Raw genomic sequence first — 16,332 nt, 5'->3', positions numbered from 1 at the left:
TTAATCATGAACAACTGCAAGTTCATCGCGGTTCTCGGCTCCATCCGGGAATCGCGATTTCTTGCTTTTGCTGTAAGGGTAGTGCTTGTCTCCATACTGGAAAATGAAATGAAGAGGAGAATGCAACATGTCAGATATGAAGCTTTGGTATACGAAACCGGCCCAGGGCTGGTCGCAAGGGCTGCCGATCGGCAATGGCCGAATGGGGAATGTGGTGGTATCCACTCCTGACAGAGAAATATGGAATATCACCGAAACCACCTATTGGTCCGGCCAGCCGGAGCCGGCTCAAGGGCGAAGCAACAGCAAAGCGGACTTGGAGCGGATGCGGAAACATTTCTTCCAGGGCGATTATCGCGAAGGCGATCGACTGGCCAAAAAGCACCTGGAGCCGGAAAAATTGAATTTTGGCACCAATCTGGGACTATGCCAAGTCGTGCTGGAGTTTGACCATCACGTGAAGCCATCCGAGGGCGGGAAACAAGAGGCAGCAGCTGAGCCGCTGTTCCATCGGGAACTGGATCTGCAGGAGGCGGTGGCACGTTCTTTTTACGAGATCGATGGAGCGGAGATGACGCGAGAGGTCTTTGCTTCCCATGCCGATCAGGTCATCGTTTCGCGGATTCGCAGCAGCCTTGGCTCGTTAGGCGTGTCATTCCGCATTTCGATTCGAGGGGAAAATGGTCCTTTTCATGCTGTCGTTACTAGGAAGGATACGATCGAATTCCAGGGACAGGCGCTGGAAAGCGTACATAGCAACGGGGAGTGCGGGGTGTCCTGCCAAGGCCAGCTGCGCGTCGTAACGGAAGGCGGGCAGGTAAGCTGCACGGATGACACCATAAACGTATCCGGAGCGGATGAGGCGGCGATTTATTTTGCGGTGAATACGGATTACCGTCAAGAAGGTGAGAGCTGGCGTGAGAAAAGCGCGTTGCAGCTGGATCAGGCTGTGCTGCTGGGATATGACGCGCTGAGAGCCAAGCATCTGGCGGATTATCAGCCGCTGTATGCCCGCGTACGATTGGAGCTGGGAAGCTCCGAGCATGCCAGTCTGCCTACGGACGAGCGGATCGGCAGGTTTAAGCAGGGCAACGGGGACGATCCGGCGTTATTTGCGTTGTTTTATCAATACGGCCGGTACTTGACGATTAGCGGGTCACGACAAGACTCCATCCTGCCCATGCATTTGCAAGGCATATGGAATGACGGCGAAGCCAACAAAATGGCCTGGAGCTGCGATTATCACCTGGATGTGAACACCCAGATGAACTATTTTCCGACGGAGGCCGCGAACCTGAGCGAGAGCCATGAGCCGCTCATGCGGTATATCCAGCAGCTATCGGAGGCCGGTCGCTCGGCGGCGCGCCATTATTACGATGCCGAAGGCTGGGTGGCCCATGTATTCTCCAATGCCTGGGGATTTGCTTCGCCGGGGTGGGGGACTTCTTGGGGGTTGAACGTGACGGGCGGACTGTGGATCGCGACGCATATGATAGAGCACTACGCGTACAACCGCGATCAGGCTTTTCTGGAGGAGTTGGCTTATCCCGTCCTGAAGGAAGCCGCAGCCTTTTTCATGGATTATATGACGGTACATCCGAAATATGGCTGGCTGGTGACAGGTCCGTCGAATTCGCCGGAGAACAGCTTTTATACCGGCCATCCGGAGGATGGTCATCAGCAGCTGTCCATGGGCCCGACCATGGATCAGGTCTTGGTCCGGGATCTGCTGGCGTTCTGCGTGAAGGCAGCACAGACGCTGGGCGTGGATGAGGAGCTTCAGCAGAAGTGGCAGACAGCGCTGGATCAATTGCCTCCGCTGATGATCGGCAAGAAGGGTCAGCTGCAGGAATGGCTGGAGGACTATGAGGAGGCGCAGCCGGAGCATCGCCATCTGTCGCATCTGTTTGCCCTGTATCCCGGCAGCCAAATCACGCCGCATCATACGCCGGAACTAGCTGCGGCAGCCCGAGTGACATTGGAGAACCGGAACAGCCGGGCCGACCTGGAGGATATCGAATTTACCGCGGCGCTGTTCGGACTCTTCTACGCCCGATTGCATGACGGGGACCAGGCCGTGCAGCATATCGCCCACCTGATCGGGGAGCTGTGCTTCGACAATATGCTCACCTACTCCAAACCCGGCGTAGCCGGAGCGGAGGCGAACATCTTTGTCATCGACGGTAACTTCGGCGGTACCGCCGCCATTGCGGAAATGCTGCTGCAAAGCCACGAAGGCGAGATTCATCTCCTGCCCGCACTGCCGGCGATATGGCCGACTGGCAGCGTGAAAGGGCTGAAGGCGAAAGGGAATATTGAGGTGGATATGAGCTGGGAGAACGGGAAGCTGGTTGAGGCGAGGGTGAAGGGGAATGAGAGTGGAAGTGTGAAGGTGTTTTATGGGGGGAAGGAGGTTGTATGGGGTGAGGCAGGGGGAGGTAGGAAAGAGGAACCAAGTGATTTTCACAAAGACTAATTAAGGAAGTTGCTGAGCGTTTTGACTTTGAAACAATGACCTGTATCTATATTATAGTTAAGCTTATCCACAAATTTTTATAATGTCTATCATATAACGAAAGATAGCTATTTAAATTAGAATAAAACGTAAATAGAACCTCTGAAATAATTAACGGAGGTTCTTCTTTTGCAATCATTAGTTAGCTAATTTCAGTCGCTCTCAGACTAGTTTCGCAAAAGTGAATGTTAAACAAATTCTTCTGCTATTCAACAAAATATGGTTCAATGGAACTACAAGATAATTACAATGATTGGAGGTTGGTGTAATTGAATAACATCAATGGATATTAAATAATCCGTGCTATAGATGCTGGAGAATTTTGGGGGTTGCACTAATGTTGTTAAGAGAGAGTATTCAAGGCGGATCTGGAAAGTTGTACGCGTGCTCTTCGATCAATTTATTCTTGTTGTAAAAATTTTAACATGCAGAGCAACAAGTGAATGTGACTGCTTATTTAGTCGGAGTGATACGTAATAACTAAGTTAGAAGTGTGCCGTTTGAAGAATAATCTGGAAGTCCTTCCGATGTGTTAAGCAAGTTTATATAGATTGAATACTTGTTTGAAATGGGGCTACAATGTGTGGAATGAAGAAAAAATTAAAAACAACATAATTCTCCCTTTCCTATTTGATTGTGGATTTAATCCTAATGAGCTGAGTTTTGAAGATCAGTTTACAATTGCACTAGGAAGAGGACGATTCAATGTGAATGGGAGAGAGCAGAGAATAGCTAATGGACGACTTGATATCTTATGTAAAAGAGATAGTGATAATCTATGCGTAATTGAAGTGAAAGCAGAAGGAGTAAATTTAACAGATGATGATCGAGTCCAGGGTCTAACATATGCAAGGTTAATGGAGCCAATGGCTCCATTCGTAATAGTTACAAATGGTAGCAAGACAAAAGTATTTAATACTATAAGTGGCGAAGAGGTAGAGAAACCGTATAGTTCTAATTGGACAATAAGTGGTATCCAGTCTGAAATTGAACTGCGTTATGAAGCTCTTCATCAGTTTCTAGGAATGTCTTTAGATAATTTACTGACTTTTTGTAACTTACATAACGAGAGACAACTTTCTATATTTAAATCCTCTAAAGAGGATGACTATTTTAATAAGTTTGATAAAAAATATATATCAGAATTATACGTAAATAGGGACATTGCAGAAGAATCTTTTGAATTGTTTGTAAATCAACACGAAAAAAGTACATTTGCATTAATAGGAGATGCTGGAACTGGAAAAACAAATACTATGCTAAATTTTGTAGATAGCTATCAGCTAAATAATCCAATATTATTTTATTCGGGAACTTTGTTGAATGGATCACTTTTCAAAAAAATACAAAGAGATTTTAATAGATTCTTCTCTAGTGAAGAGAGTACTGAAAGATTATTCAAAAAAATTAGTTATTTAATTCGGAAGCACAGAAAGCCTCTATTCTTGATAATCGATGCTATTGATGAATGGGATTCTACTGACAAAGTTCAACAACTAAATGAATTAAGCGAAGTATGTAATGATTTGGGAATAAAATTATGTATTTCTTGCAAAACGGATTACTGGAATGCATTTATAAAGCATAAAGGGGTAAATACACTTTTATCTCAAAATATTTATCCGGTTTCATGCCTTTCTATTTTTAATTCTAATGAGTCAAGGATAGCATTACAAAAGTATTCAGAAGTTTTTAAAATTGATATAACTCGTGCTGAAGATATAAAAGAACTAAAAAATCCATTCTTTTTAAGAGTAACGAGTGAAGTATGTTTTTTGGAAAACAAACCATTAAGTAATAATTCATCGACAAGAGAAACTTATAAAAGATATATTTCAAAAAAATTAGAAAAACATGATTCTCCTGATGTAAGTATGAAATTGTTAGTTGGTGTGGCCTCGGCATTAATAAAAATAGGTAACCCCCAAATAGAGGAAGATAAATTGAATAATTTGCTTAATTTGAATATTGATCAGATTCTTCCAGCTCGTTTTTTTGCAGATAGCATACTTTATAAATATACAGATTTAACTGGCCGATCAATGATTGGGTTTTACTTTAGCGGTATTCGTGATTATATATTATCTGTTCTATGTTTGAAACTTGATTTATTTAGTAATGAAGAACGTGAAAATATAATAAAACAACAAGGGTTAATAAACTATGTAGCAGAATCTTCTACTAAATGGTTTTTTAAAACCGGAGATATTAACGAAAAAAAGGATATTTTACATGCTGTGATTAAACATGATATTGAATTCCACACATGTATTTTACCAAAATTATTAGGTTTACCAAGTGGTGATTTGGATGTCATTTTTGTGGAACAAAATCAAGTAAGTATTTTGGAACATTTTAAAATTTTGTTTATAAACAATAGATCAAATTTAAATAGATTAAATGAGATAATTGATACTGTTTCGTATTTTAAAAAAAATGAAGAAATAGAAGGTTTTTTAGTTGAATTATTTGAAATTATCGCCGATGGTAATGATGGTTCAACTTGCGCGCATAAACTTGCAAATTTATTAACGGCTTATAATGGAGAAAAAAACACTAATCGATTACTAGCTTTATTGTTGGATAATCGAAAGGATGATTATGTTCGGCGTTACATAGTCGAAAGTCTACATAACAGAAGCGGAATTGATAAAAAGGATGTTTTCAAAAAACTTTTATATTATAAAAACCCCAATGTAAGTACATGGATTAGTTCTTGGTATCTTGAGATTGAAGAAATTGAATTACGAAATGAACTCATAGATATTGTTAACGGAAGCAACGTGAGCCTAGCTTTAAACGCAATTCGATATCTTAATTATTCATCCTTATCTGATACTCCAGATTTACTTATTGATGGGTTGAAAAAAAATAGGTACGAGAACGAACTAGAAGGATGGATATATAGATGTTTGGCCAAACATAATGCGGAAAAATCTATTCCTTTAATGTTAGATCAAATTACTAAAAAAACAGGGAGAGTTAAAGAGCAAATCATCATCTCTCTTGGAGAGTTACAGGCAGTTGAAGCTTTGCCAGTACTTTTGAAAATTGTTGAAAGCCCAGGTATCAGTCCAAACTTGTTTCACTGGATTCCTTCAAGTGTAGCTCAAATTTGTAAAGGTGATTCTGCAATTTTATTGAAAGCAATTGATAATAAGAGTATCCATTACACTGAATTTTTAATTCTAACTTTCATGGAGATGGATGAAAATGTCCCAATTAATCTTATTGATAATTTTATTAATAGTAAAGAAGTGAGTATGGAATCAAAACTTAGAATACTTACCAGATGGGAAGGAATAAAAACTGATAAAGAGTTGGAATTACTGTATAAATGTTTTGAATTAGATGATGGCTTCACTTCGGTAATTATTTCACACTTAATCAATTCGGAAAATAATGTAAAAAGATTAGCGGCTTTTATGAAAAAAGTAATTCCCTCTATGAATCAATCATTAACTACTAATAAAGTTCTAATTATTAATAAAAGTAATTTAGATGAGTTAGCAAATTATTTGAAGCCATGGCTACATAGCCAACTTTTGCTCAGTAACAATTCTGAAACAACTTTAAAAACAATTTTAGTTCTATTGGCTTTATTGGGGGATCATTCTTCAATAGAAGTAATGAAAACTAGAGAGATACAGATAGTAAAAAGAGTGGGCAAAGATTTTTTTGAGGATATAGAATATGCACTTTACTCTAACGATAAATGGCCACTCCTAATTGGATGAATCCTAAGGCCAAAGATGTTAACTAAATTACTTACTGATTCTTTATATATACAATACTAGTTTGAGAATCCAGCCCTTACCCCTCCCGGTAAGGGCTCTCTTTTTTCCCACAATCTAACTCTTGATAGCCCCCATCATAATCCCCTTCACAAAATACCTTTGCACAAAAGGATACACCATAATGATCGGCAGCGTGGCGACCATGGTCACCGCCATCCGGATGCTTTCGCTGGAGACCGGGATCCGCTTGGAGCCCTGCGCCAGCTGCTGCGCATCGGACATCATGCCGGCGGTCTGGAACTGGTTGAGGATTTTGACCAGGACGGCCTGTAGGGTCTTCAGCTCCGGCTTGTAGGTATACACATAGGAGTCATACCAGGAGTTCCAGTGGCCGATGGCCAGGAACAGGCCGATCGTGGCGAGCACCGGCACGCACAGCGGCATGATGATGCGGAAGAACGTCTGCAGGTCGTTCGCGCCGTCGATTTTGGAGGATTCCTCGATTTCGCCGGGGATCTGCTCCATGAAGGTGCGCACCAGAATCATCAGGAACACGCCGATTAAGCCAGGGAAGATATAGACCCAGAAGGAGTCGATCAGCCCCAGGGATTTGATGATCATATACGTCGGGATCAGCCCGCCGCCGAAATACATCGTGAACACAAAGAAGAAGGAGAAGTATTTCCACCCGAGCAGATTGCGCTTGCTGAGCGGATAGGCGAGCAGCGTGATGAAGAAGATGGATGCCGCCGTCCCGACGACAGTACGCAGCACGGTGATCTTGATGGCGCTCCAGATCTCCGGATTCCGGAAGATGGTCAGGTAGCTCTCGATGGTTGGCACGCGCGGCCAGAAGAACAGATTGCCCCGCATCGTATCGGTCGCATCGTTCAAGGAGATGACCAGGATGTTCCAGAACGGATAGAAGGTTACGAGAAAGATGCCGGTCAGGAACAGGTATAAAGAGGCATCGAAGATACGCTCAAGCACGGTTTTTTTGCTTAACATGGATGTACCTCCTTATGGTTTAGAATAGGGACTGCCCGTTCAGCTTCTTCGCCGTATAGTTGACGATGACCACGATGATGAACGCCACCACGGAGCTGAACATGCCGACGGCTGCCGCATAGGAGAACATGCCGTTCTGAATACCGTAGCGGAAAGAATAGGTGGACAGGACGTCGGAGTAATCCCGCGTCAGGTCATTGCCGAGCAGGAAGTGCTGGTCGAAGCCCGCGTTCAGGATGCCGCCAAGCGCCAGAATCAGCAAAATGACAATCGTTGGCTTCAGGTGGGGCAGGGTGATGTACCGGATCTGCTTAAAGCGGTTGGCACCATCGACTTTGGCCGCTTCATAGAGCTCCTGGTTGATGGACGAGATGGCTGCCAAATACATAATCGAGCTGTATCCCATATCCTTCCACGTATTGCCGAGCGCGACGATCCACCAGAAGTACTTGCCGTTCTGCAGGAATAAAACGCTTTCATCGGTAATGTGGAGGAATTTCAATATGCCGTTAATCGCGCCGTCCGAGGAGAGCAGGGTCACGATGATGTTGGCCGCGATAACCCAGGATATGAAATAGGGAAGATAGGAGGCGGTTTGCACCGTCTTTTTGAACTTCACATTCTTAATCTCATTAATCGCGATGGCGATCAGGATCGGCATCGGGAAGGAGAAGAGAAGCGTGATCAGCGTGGAGGCCAGCGTATTTCGCATGACGATCCAGAAATCGCCGTTGTTGAAGAAGTAACGGAACCATTCCAGGCCGACGAACTCGCTCGTAAACAGGGTCGACCAGAAGCCGCCGAGCGTCGGCTGGTAATTGACGAAGGACATGTATAGACCAACCATGGGCGTATACGCAAACACAATGGCCCAGATCAGTCCGGGCAGCATCATCAGGAATAGATACTTCTGCTGCTTCAGCATGGCCCAGCGGCTTTTTCGATGAGGACTTAAGTTCAAGTCACTCCGCGTCTGTAAGGTTGTAGCAGGTTTCATATGGGGCACCTCGCATCTCAAGTTAACTCAAATTATAAGACTCGGAAAAAATGAGTGTCGATATGACAATGTAACGAAAGATGCTTGAAAATAACTTACATTGCTTGTTCCCATAGTTAAAATAACGAAATCGCTATAATATGAAGGGATAAAGCCGACACAGGGGGTATGAGCATGTATAGCATTTTTCTCGTAGATGACGAAGAGCTAGAGCTAGAGATGATCCGAGATTATATTCGTTGGGAAGAGATGGGGATATATGTGGCCGGAACTGCCCTGAACGGCAGGGATGCCCTTGAGAAGATCGAGGTGATTCAGCCCGATATCGTACTGACGGACGTCCAGATGCCCGTCATGAACGGGCTCGATATGGCGAAACGGGTGAGTGAGTTATTCGACTGGATTCAGTTCGTCTTCCTGACTGGACACGATGAATTCAATTATGTGAAGTCGGCCTTAAACGTGGGAGCCGTCGGCTATTTATTGAAGCCGCTGGATCTGAGCGAAATTGTAAGCGTTATCGATAAAGTCAAACGGCGCTGCGAGGAAGTGCGGATGAAGAACCGCTCCATTCGCGTGACCAAATCCAATATTGTACGAGAGATGATATTCGAGCAGAACGAGGAGCGATTCCGAAACCTCGCTGCCAGCTACCATAAGCTGTCCCGCCATACGGAGCCGAGAACGTATACCCTTACGCTGCTTGGCATCGATGCTCCGCACGCTGCGCAGCCGGGGCTGTCCCTCGAGGATGGCATGGCGCGCCTGCAGACGCATATGGAGGAGTGGCTTGCGGACAAGAAACTCGAGGCGGATCTGGTCATCTGCCGGGAAGGCGAGCTGGGCATCTTCATGGATGCCGCCAGCCATCTGAGCCGCTTTACGTGGGAGGATCTGCTGAAGCGGATGCAGGATACGCTGGGCTTTACGATGACCGCGGCCGTGAACGAGGAGCCGGAAGAGCTGTCCCGCATCCAGGATTTATACCGGGAGACGCGGGTGATGTTGGAGGAGATGTTTTACGTCGGGAACGGGAGAGTCATCTATGCCAAGGACGTGTTGCGGCTGCTGGAGAGCCGGCAAATTCCTCCTTTCCAAGAAACGGCCTATTTCGAGGACATTCATCAGCTGGCATCCGAGCAGGCAGCGCAGAAGCTGCGGGATTACTTCAACCGGCTGGTCATGCTGCGAATCCGAAAAACCGAAGTGTGCGACTTTGCCATCGGACTGGTGGAGCGTCTGCTGGAGGGGATCCACGAACCGATCACGGAGAGCCACAAGCGTGCGGAGCTTTACCATGCCATCTATCAGTGCCGAACCATTATTGAAATCGAAGCAATCATCATGGATTTCGCCGGGCATGCGATTCGGACGCTGGAACACCGGTTCATGGACAAAAATGCAAGGCTGGTGCACCAGGTGCGCACGACGATCGACCAGACCTATCACCAGGCCATCACGATCAACAGCTTGTCCGATCAGGTATATCTGTCTCCCAACTACCTGCGTTCCATCTTTAAGGAGAAAACCGGGATGACGATCCATGATTACCTAACGAGAATCCGGCTGAACAAAGCCAAGGAGCTGCTGGCCGACGATTCGCTCAAAGTGCAGGACATCGCCCAAAGGGTCGGTTATGAGAGCACATCCTACTTCATTTCCTTATTCTTAAAAAGCCAAGGAGTTACGCCGAATGAATACCGCAAAAACATCTAGCCCGTCCGGCCCGTGGAGCCGTCTGGCAGGGGCTTTCCCGTTCGCGCACTTACGCGCATACACCAATTGGCGGCTCCGGCACAAGTTCTTTTTCATCTTTCTGATCGTGATCATCCTGCCGTTCTCGCTGCTGATCTATTATTCGTATTCTTCGACCCGCAGCACGATTACGGAGCATACCTATACGGCCTTGGGCGGATCGCTGGCACAGATTAACACCAACGTGGAGAAGCGGCTGGAGTATTACAATCAGCTGTCGAACATCCTCTACATGGATGCGCAGCTCCGCAATTATCTGTCTACCGATTATGAGCAGGCGTACTATTATCTGGATGCCTTCCAATATATCAACCGGACGCTGCCGTCCCTGATGACCCTGAATGCCAACATTCTGGGCATCACGATTTATACGGGGAACCATACCCTTTATTCCGACGGCCAATACGTCAAATATACGGAAGAGCTGCCCCGGGCGAAGGAGGAGCAGGTGCTGGATGCCGCCGGCAATACGGTGTACTTCCATTCCGGGAATTTCAAGGCCGATGATGCACATATCACCATTGCCCGTTCGTTAAGTTATTTCAGCCTGCAGCATCCGTACGGGATTTTGACCATGGACATTAACGCGAACGAATTCTACTCCCTGATCAAAATGGAGAACGACAACAAAAGCGTCTATATTATCGACGAGTTTGGCGGCGTGATCAGCACGGGAGATCAGAACCTCCAATCGAACAAACTGTTCGACGTGTTTCCGATTCAGGAGCGGATGACCCGGGATGCGGGTTCATTCGATATGAAGATTAACGGCCAGGAGCGTTTTTTCACGTATAAAAAGCTCAGCAACGGCTGGTCCACGGTCATCACCGTGCCCTACGACGAGCTGCTGGCCAATGCGAATCAGGCGACCAAGAACGTCATCTGGTTCTCCGTACTGGCAATTGGCATTGCCATCCTGATGCTCTATTTTACGACCAAGGTCATGACCAAGCGCATTGAGGTGCTGCTGCAGCAGATCCGGAAGGTGGAGCGCGGAGATTTCCGGCTGTCGATTAAGCCGATGGGACATGACGAGATTGGTCAAGTGTCCTTTGCGTTCAATAAGATGGCCTCGACCATACAATCCCTGATCCATGACGTGTACGTGAAGGAGATCGCAAGGAAGGAGTCGGAGCTGAATACGCTCCAGGCCCAGATCAACCCCCATTTTCTGTACAACACCTTGTCCTCGATCTCTTCCCTGGCGATCAAAGAAGGGGCTATGCAGGTGTACCAGATGGTCAATTATTTGGCCAAGTATTACAGGGTGTCGCTGAATAAAGGAAAGCGCATCATTCTGCTGGAGCAGGAAATCAATCTAGTGAAGAATTATGTCGCGATCCAGAAGATCCGGTTCCGGGACAAGCTTCATATGCATTACGACCTGGATGAGCAGCTGTTCGGGAACACGACGATCAAGCTGATTCTGCAGCCGTTCATCGAGAACTGCATTAATCATGCCATTGGGGACGAATCGGGAATCAACATTAACGTGAAGCTCAAGCAGGAGGGGGACGACATCTTGCTCCAGGTCATCGACGACGGCATCGGGATGAAGCCCGAACAGCTCGATCACGCGCTGAACAAATCGGATAATCTGCCTGGATACGGCGTGAAAAATGTGGATGACCGGATCAAATTGACCTACGGGGAAGAATATGGCGTCAGCATCTTCAGCCGGCTCGGCATCGGAACCGCGGTGACCATTCGGATACCTGTAATCTTCGATAGGCATCCTGCAAACGAACGGGACCCGCAGCAGGCGTTACCCTGAATGAAAGACATTTTGCATCATGGATTGTAAGATTGCGTTATAGATCAATGAACTCCCGATTTTTACAATGATAGATATATTCGAGCTTTTGAATATGACGACCTTAGAAAGGGGTTCAGGGAATGAAGAAATTAAAATTGATTCTGGCAGCAGCCCTCGTTATGACAACGCTTTCGGCTTGCGGCGGCAACCAGAAGGCGGCATCGGGCGGAGACAGCGGTACGAATGCGGACAGCAGCGCGCCGATCACGTTAACCTGGTTTGACCAAAACACGGGGGATGCCTTTACGAATCCGGTCGCTAAAGTGATTACGGAAAAAACAGGCGTGACCGTCGAGATCCAGCAGCCTACGGGCAATCCGGTTGAGAAGCTGAATCTGATGCTGGCCAGCGGCGATCTTCCGGACGTTATTTTGATGAGTCGTGGAAGCGATATCATGAACAAGTATATTACCTCGGGCGCGGTGATCCCGCTGAATGACCTGATTGAAGAGCACGGACCGAATATCCAAAAAATGTACGGCGACACGCTCGCCAAAACGCGAAGCGAGGACGGCAACAATTATTATTTCTCCAACTGGTACGGCTTGGAGCAGTACCCGGTATTCGGATTTATGATGCGCATGGATATTATGAAGGAGCTGGGCGTCGGCGATAAGGTGAACAACGGGGAACCGTTTACCGCGGAGGAATTCGAGGAGCTGCTCGTTAAGTTTAAGGAGAAATATCCAACCATCGACGGAAAAGAGAGCATTCCGATGACGCTCAACGGCGAGAATGTCGGAGCGGTGACCGGCAGCTTCAAGGGCATGTACGGCATGATGCCGTATTACGAAACGAACGGGGGGCTGAAGAAGGACGTCCGCGATCCGCGTTATCTCGAAATGGTCAAATATCTGAATTCCCTTTACCGCAAAGGCCTGCTCGATAAAGAATGGGCAACGATGAAGACCAAGCAGTTCGAGCAGAAGCTCGGCAACGGCAACGTATTTGCCACGGCGGAAGCACTCTGGAATGTAGGAAATGCGAATGCGCTGCTCAAAACCGAAGCAGCCGATAAGGCAACAGAGGAAGAGCGTCAGTTCTACCAATATAAAGTGCTGGCCCCGGGCGTGAAGCCGGAAGAGGCCACTTACGGACCGAAGAGCTCCCTGGGCTGGGACGGCGTTGCCATCAGCCGCTCCAACAAGGATCCGGTCCGGACGATGAAGCTTCTGGATTTCCTGGCCAGCGAGGAAGGCCAGTATCTGCTGATGTGGGGAGTAGAGGGCGAGCATTGGGACATGAAGGACGGCAAGCATGTACCAAGACAAGAAGTGCTGGACGCCTTCAAGAAGAATTGGGACGAAGCTTCCCGTACGACGGGCATTCGCAAGTGGACCTGGATGATCAAGAACGGTCCCGGCGAGGACGGAACCCCGTATGACTTGATGGGCCGTTACCAGACCGATCCGGTCACGGATCTGGCGATCAAGAACCTGGCCGATACGTCGTTTGATACGGCGCCGTACGACAACCTGGGTCCGGCTGGCGGAACGCCGGAAGCCATTATGGAAACGAAGGTGAACGACACCATTAATAAATATTTCCTGAAGATGGCCCTGTCGCCGTCCGAGGACCAAGTGGTGGAATCCTATAACCAGATGATGGCCGAGATCGAGGCGGCTGGTCTGGCCAAGCTGGAAAAGATTTATACGGACAACTTCAACAAACGTCAAGAGCTGTGGGGCAAATAATCTGGCCAAGGGGAGTCAAAAGATGCTTCGTCTTTTGGCTCTCCTTTTATTCTTGCGCAGGCAAAAACTATATCAACACGAATCGGAAGGATGATATTCTGTGACCATTCAATACCAAGAACAGTTTCGCGTGTTTGCGATACAAACCGATAACAGCTCCTATCTGTTCGGCATCAACGACAGCGGCAATCTGCAGCATCTATACTGGGGAGAGCCGGTCGCGATCGAAGACGCGGCGCCGCTGCTGCGGCCGAGATCACACAGCTCGTTTGACGCGGAAGTCCATTCGGAGGTGGAGGAATACAGCTTCTGGGGCGGCGTCAAATACAGCGAGCCCAGCCTGAAGGTCCGAATGCCGGATGGTGTGCGGGACTTGGCGGTTCGTTATGCCGGACATCGCACGCTGCAGACGGAAGGCAGGGAGACGCTGATCATCGTCATGAAGGACGAAGCGTACCCGCTTGAAGTGGAGCTGTCCTACCGGGCGGTTCCCGAGTGCGACCTGATCGAACGTTCGGCCCGGATCGTCAACCGCGGCGAGGCGGATATCGTGCTGGAGAACGTGCAATCCGCGGCATGGGTCATCCCCTATCTGGCGGAATACCGCCTCACGCACGTGACGGGAAAATGGTCCGGTGAATTTCAGCTGCGCAGCACCTTCCTCACTGAAGGAAAGAAGGTGCTGGAATCCCGTAGGGGTTTTACGGACAGCCATGCCAACCCGTGGTTTGCGTTGGATGACGGACATGCCACGGAATCGGCGGGGCAGGTCTGGTTCGGGGCGCTGGCCTGGAGCGGGAACTGGAAGATTACGGCCGAGCGGACGGTGTTCGATCATGTTCGGGTGACCGGAGGCATCAATGATTTCGACAGCGAGTGGGTGCTGGAAGCGGGAGAAGCCTTCGATACGCCCGGCTTCGTCGGGGGATACAGCAGCGGCGGCTTTGGCGGGATGAGCCGGCGGCTGCACCGCTATCAGTATTCGGATGTCCTGCCGGGCCGCGATACGAGACCGGTCCTGTATAACTCCTGGGAGGCGACGTACTTCGATGTCAATGCCAAGGATCAAATGGCTTTGGCCGAAAGAGCCGCGTGCATGGGCGTGGAATTGTTCGTTGTGGACGACGGGTGGTTCGGCGGACGCAACCATGATCGCGCCGGGCTTGGCGATTGGTTCGTGAACCGGAAGAAGTTCCCGAACGGTCTCGGCGAGCTGATTGACAAGGTGCATGAGCTCGGCATGGATTTCGGCATCTGGGTGGAGCCGGAGGCCGTCAATCCGGACAGCGATCTGTACCGGGAGCACCCGGATTGGGTGTACCATTTCGAGACGCGGGAGCGCTCGGAGCTTCGCAATCAGCTGCTGCTGAACATTTCGAAGCCGGAGGTTAAGGCTTACATTTTGCGGTTTATGACGGACCTGCTGGAGAAGCATGACATCAAGTTCATTAAATGGGACATGAACCGGACTGTGACTGAACCCGGCATGAAGGATCATCCGCTTCACCGCCAGAAGGAGATCTGGATTCGCCACGTTCAGAGCCTGTACGAGATCTGGGCAGAGCTTCGGCGCAAATTCCCGCATGTGGCGTTTGAAACCTGCGCCGGCGGCGGAGCGCGCATCGATCTGGGCATCTTCCGGTATGCCGACCAATCCTGGCCGAGCGATAACACCGATGCCTTTGACCGCCTCAGCATTCAGGAGGGGTTCTCGTACACGTATGCTCCGCGGATGATGACCTGCTGGGTGACGGAGTCGCCGACAGGGATGAATCGCAGACAGGTATCCCTGAAATACCGCTTCCACAGCGCCATGATGGGAACGCTCGGCATCGGCTCCAACCTGAATGAGTGGAGCGATGAGCTGGTTGCGGAATCAGCCGAATATGTGGCGCAGTATAAATCCATTCGCCATCTGGTTCAGTTCGGCAGCCAGTATCGCCGCGACTCGCTTCGGCATAAAGGCGTAATGGCCGTGCAGTACGGCAGCGAAGACGGCAGCGACAACGTGCTGTTTGCGTTCCTGCACAGCCAGAAGCTGGGCGAGCCGCTGCCGAGACTGCAGCTGACCGGACTGCAAGCCGATCAGTCGTATGGCATCGAGGGGCTTGAAGGTACGTGGAGCGGCAGGGCACTCATGAACATCGGGATCGAGCTGCCGCTGCGCGGGGATTTTGACAGCTTGGTGTATCGGATACAGAAATTGGGATAAGATACTGCCTAAATAGAAAGCGCCGTGTTGTCTTATAGACAATGCGGCGTTTTTTGCGGTTGACTTCCACGTTAACGTCAATGTTATGAATGATATTAGATTACATTATGGACTTAAGGGAGGAACGAAATGTGGATCACCATTATGGGTTTAGCCTTGAGTATGCTAACCAATGTACAGTATCGAATGGCTCCATATTCGCCCTATGGAGGAGCGAGGAGGGGCACACACCATATATTAGGACTACAGCGCACCGTTACTATCCAGTCGTACTCGCAGCCAGCTGTCTGTGGTGGCCCTAGAGATGGGGATTACAAAAAGTGTGGTACAGACGATGCTGGAACGTTCAAAAAAGAAGATTGCAGATAATAAAGCAAACAGCCTTTTCCTTGTGGGTTAGGCCGTTTTTTTTACGCTCTGATATTCAATCTTTGTTTTCAAGTTTGCTAATGCGCTCTTCTAATAGATTTATTCGTTTGTTGAATCTATAAAAAGTTGGGGTAACTCCAATAATAATTAAGATAATAAACAATATGCACCTAGAATAAAAAGTGGACACCTCTTAAACTTGTAGTAATAATAAACCTACTAAGACAAA

The 16,332-nt window shown here is 48.2% G+C and carries 8 protein-coding genes; 6 read left to right on the top strand and 2 right to left on the bottom strand.

Annotated features, from left to right (window positions below):
• Nucleotides 1-127: 127 nt before the first annotated feature.
• Entirely contained in the window at nt 128-2,476 is a 2,349-nt protein-coding gene (locus tag CRG97_RS22175; RefSeq protein WP_098747471.1) for a glycoside hydrolase family 95 protein, read from the top strand.
• A 620-nt stretch (nt 2,477-3,096) separates the two neighbouring features.
• The gene (locus CRG97_RS22170) at nt 3,097-6,252 is read left to right on the top strand and encodes an AAA family ATPase (RefSeq protein ID WP_161952961.1); all 3,156 of its coding nucleotides are present in this window, start codon (nt 3,097-3,099) and stop codon (nt 6,250-6,252) included.
• Nucleotides 6,253-6,366: 114 nt separating this feature from the next.
• Here the strand turns inward: CRG97_RS22170 and CRG97_RS22165 are convergent, their stop codons facing one another.
• Nucleotides 6,367-7,260, bottom strand: coding sequence for a carbohydrate ABC transporter permease (locus CRG97_RS22165; protein ID WP_098747465.1), 894 nt, complete (start codon nt 7,258-7,260; stop codon nt 6,367-6,369).
• A 19-nt stretch (nt 7,261-7,279) separates the two neighbouring features.
• Nucleotides 7,280-8,257 (bottom strand): ABC transporter permease, encoded by a 978-nt coding sequence (locus tag CRG97_RS22160; protein WP_076325175.1) that lies wholly within the window; start codon nt 8,255-8,257, stop codon nt 7,280-7,282.
• Nucleotides 8,258-8,431: 174 nt separating this feature from the next.
• Between CRG97_RS22160 and CRG97_RS22155 the strand changes: the two genes are divergently transcribed.
• From CRG97_RS22155 to CRG97_RS22140, 4 genes are all read left to right on the top strand, one after another.
• Nucleotides 8,432-9,973 (top strand): response regulator, encoded by a 1,542-nt coding sequence (locus CRG97_RS22155; RefSeq protein ID WP_098747463.1) that lies wholly within the window; start codon nt 8,432-8,434, stop codon nt 9,971-9,973.
• The gene (locus CRG97_RS22150) at nt 9,951-11,786 is read left to right on the top strand and encodes a cache domain-containing sensor histidine kinase (protein WP_098747460.1); all 1,836 of its coding nucleotides are present in this window, start codon (nt 9,951-9,953) and stop codon (nt 11,784-11,786) included. The genes CRG97_RS22155 and CRG97_RS22150 overlap by 23 nt, the downstream gene beginning before the upstream one ends.
• A 122-nt stretch (nt 11,787-11,908) precedes the next feature.
• Nucleotides 11,909-13,522 (top strand): ABC transporter substrate-binding protein, encoded by a 1,614-nt coding sequence (locus tag CRG97_RS22145; protein WP_098747459.1) that lies wholly within the window; start codon nt 11,909-11,911, stop codon nt 13,520-13,522.
• Between the two features lie 100 nt (nt 13,523-13,622).
• Entirely contained in the window at nt 13,623-15,734 is a 2,112-nt protein-coding gene (locus CRG97_RS22140) for an alpha-galactosidase (RefSeq protein ID WP_098747457.1), read from the top strand.
• Nucleotides 15,735-16,332 lie beyond the last annotated feature (598 nt).

It is taken from the genome of Paenibacillus sp. EZ-K15 (assembly GCF_002573715.1).
Taxonomy (GTDB): Bacteria; Bacillota; Bacilli; order Paenibacillales; family Paenibacillaceae; genus Paenibacillus_AQ.
This window is presented reverse-complemented; position numbering and strand designations above follow the sequence as displayed.